The organism is Vibrio sp. ZF 223 (assembly GCF_003050585.1).
GTDB lineage: Bacteria > Pseudomonadota > Gammaproteobacteria > Enterobacterales > Vibrionaceae > Vibrio > Vibrio crassostreae.
On the sequence record NZ_PIGB01000025.1, the window covers coordinates 1 to 2,521 of the forward strand.

Genomic DNA, 2,521 nt, shown 5'->3' on the forward strand with positions numbered 1-2,521 from the left:
CGGAAGAGCGTCGTTTGTTCTATGTAGCAATGACGCGGGCAAAAGAGAAAGTATGGATTACGCACAGCGGTGACGGTTCTGGCTTTGTGCAAGAGCTGCATGGTTCTGATTACCCCGTTGTTCGTAAAAAGTGATGTTACTTGACGTAATTGTCTAATATTAGATCTTCAAGCCCTGCCTTAATATCACAAGGCAGACGCATAAAGCATAAGGAGTTTGCTATGGAACACGGCTCTATTAACTACATTGAATTTGCTGCGAAAGACATCGCAGCAACTAAGGCGTTTTTCAGCCAAGTGTTTGGTTGGCGCTTCGAAGACTATGGCCCTGAGTATTCTGCTTTTGAAGGTAAAGGCTTAATGGGCGGCTTCTATTTGGCGAATCTTGCATCGAATACGGATAACGGCGCAGCGCTGATGGTTTTCTATAGCCAAGATCTTGAGCAAACTGAACGTGACGTGATGGATGCTGGTGGACAGGTAAACCGTGAGATATTCAGTTTCCCTGGTGGTAGGCGCTTCCATTTTAGAGAGCCAAGTGGCAACGAAATGGCAGTGTGGAGTGACAAGTAGTCCATATTCCTATATTCAGACGAACAAAAAGCCTGCGATTGTGAAGTGACCCCGTAAAGTTGGACATTTCTGTTAAGCGGCTTTCAAGGCCTGAGTTCGATATTCTATCGGAGTCAGGCCTTTTAGTTTCACTTTTATACGTTTGGTATTGTAGTACTCGATATACTCTTTGATTTGCTCTATCAGAGCATCTGCATCTTCAAAGCTTTGGTTGTGATACATCTCGGTTTTGAGTAAAGCAAAAAAGTTTTCAGCAACAGCATTATCCAAGCAGTTACCTTTTCTCGACATGCTTTGCGTTAACCCACTTTCCGCTACCTTTTTCTGATACTGTCGATGGCGATATTGCCAACCTTGATCGCTATGTATAATTGGCTTTGAGTTGGGTTTAAGCGTAGATATAGCTTCCGTCAGCATATCCGTAACAAGCGGCAAGCAGGCATTTTTGGCCACTCTATAGGCAACCACTTCCTGAGTAAACAAGTCGACAACAGGAGACAAGTATACTTTCTGCTCTTTGACTTTGAACTCCGTCACATCAGTTACCCATTTTTCATCGGGTTGAGTCGCACTAAAATCTCTTTCAAGCACGTTAGGAGCAGCTGTTCCAGACTCTCCTCGATATGAACGATACTTTTTAATCCTGACCGTCGATTTAAGGTTGAGCTGAGCCATAAGCCTTTGAACCGTTTTGTGATTAAGCACGAACCCCTGATTTTTTAGTTCCAAGTGAATACGGCGGTAGCCGTATCGACCCTTATGTTCATGATAAATTGACTTTATCAACCGCAGCTCACGTTCGTAGTTATTTGGGCGTTTGCTTGTTTGAGCCTGATAATAAAAGACACTTTTTGCCAGCTGTAGAGTGTGCAGTAAGTGCTTCAACGGGTACTTACCTTTAAGAGTTAGAGCTATGACCGCTTTTTCTTTGTTCGACGGTTTTTTTCCTGCTCTAACTCTTCCAACTTTTTTAGAACGGCATTCTCAGTTCGTAAGTAGACCAACTCCTCTTTTAGTTCCTCAAGTGTCATTTCATTATCAGGCTTAGTGGTACGTTGAGGGTGCTGTTTCATTGAAGGTCTTCCTTTCTGGCGCATTTTGAGCCCCTTGATACCGAGCTCATTAAATCGTTTGAGCCAGACAGAGAGTATCCCAGGGGATGAGAGGTTTAATACTGCGCTAGTGTGCGTGAGAGACCATTCATTCGTCCACATTAAATTCAATGCTTTTCGTTTTGTCTGAGCAGTAGCAGCATGCTTAGTTGGTAAAAATGAATCAGTGCCATGGATGGCAAAAACTTGAGCCCAATACCGTATCTGTCTTGAAGAAATTGAATATTGTTTTGCTAAGTAGAGAGATGACGTGCCATCTAAGTATTGCTTAGCAATGATACATTTTAGCTCTCGGCTATATTTGGACATAAAAAGACCCCCAATAATTGGTGTCCAACTATTGGGGGTCAGTTCAAACAGTGGCTCTTCAATTTACACCTAACCATTTATCTAACAAATGATTAAGACTAATAGTAGTCAGGCTTTCGGCTCATGCTTCTGTAATAAAGGCTACAAAGCCATCACTTGGTTTACTTGTTCACATAAACTGGCATTAAGCGTGTTGTCCCAATCATTTTCCGTAACAAACTCACCGTTAGTGTTAAAGACCGTCACATTGTCTTTTTCTAAAGCGTATGGTGTGAACGTAGAAGTCTGTAACCACTGTGACATAAGATCATCTTTAACAGACTTATCCTTATTAGAAAATTCAGCAGGTCCAGATACTGCATTCACCTCATTACCGAAAATAAAAGAAAGCTCTGCACCATGACATGAGCTCTCAGATGGCTTACACGTTTTTGCAAAGCTCTCTACGTAGTAGTCAGGCCAAAGGCTAAAATCAGGTTGATAGTTGAACTGGTATAGCGCCGCATTCGAACCACCTGCAGCCAAGTT

General features: G+C 42.5%; 4 protein-coding genes and 1 pseudogene. 2 read left to right on the forward strand and 3 right to left on the reverse strand.

Features of this window, described 5'->3' with window-relative positions:
* Nucleotides 1-134 (forward strand): 3'-5' exonuclease (locus CWO13_RS23205; RefSeq protein WP_146164389.1); only part of this gene is annotated, 134 nt, incomplete at its 5' end.
* An 87-nt stretch (nucleotides 135-221) separates the two neighbouring features.
* Nucleotides 222-572 carry a VOC family protein gene (locus tag CWO13_RS23210; protein WP_061038423.1) on the forward strand — a complete coding sequence of 117 codons (351 nt, stop codon included), beginning with the start codon at nucleotides 222-224 and terminating at the stop codon, nucleotides 570-572.
* A gap of 72 nt (nucleotides 573-644) precedes the next feature.
* Here CWO13_RS23210 and CWO13_RS23215 read toward each other — a convergent pair whose 3' ends face one another.
* The 3 genes and pseudogenes from CWO13_RS23215 to CWO13_RS23225 form a co-directional block, all read right to left on the reverse strand.
* The gene (locus tag CWO13_RS23215; protein ID WP_108083520.1) at nucleotides 645-1,487 is read right to left on the reverse strand and encodes an IS3 family transposase; all 843 of its coding nucleotides are present in this window, start codon (nucleotides 1,485-1,487) and stop codon (nucleotides 645-647) included.
* A complete protein-coding gene (locus CWO13_RS23220; protein WP_108082702.1) occupies nucleotides 1,484-1,993 on the reverse strand; it encodes a helix-turn-helix domain-containing protein in 510 nt (169 codons plus the stop codon). The genes CWO13_RS23215 and CWO13_RS23220 overlap by 4 nt, the downstream gene beginning before the upstream one ends.
* Nucleotides 1,994-2,134: 141 nt before the next feature.
* Nucleotides 2,135-2,521, reverse strand: a pseudogene (locus CWO13_RS23225) (carboxylesterase family protein); the annotation flags it as partial.

Bases quoted from the DNA above. Each gene is read 5' to 3' on its own strand.
- CWO13_RS23220 (WP_108082702.1), bottom strand. From the start codon at position 1,993: ATGTCCAAATATAGCCGAGAGCTAAAATGTATCATTGCTAAGCAATAC.
- CWO13_RS23210 (WP_061038423.1), top strand. From the start codon at position 222: ATGGAACACGGCTCTATTAACTACATTGAATTTGCTGCGAAAGACATC.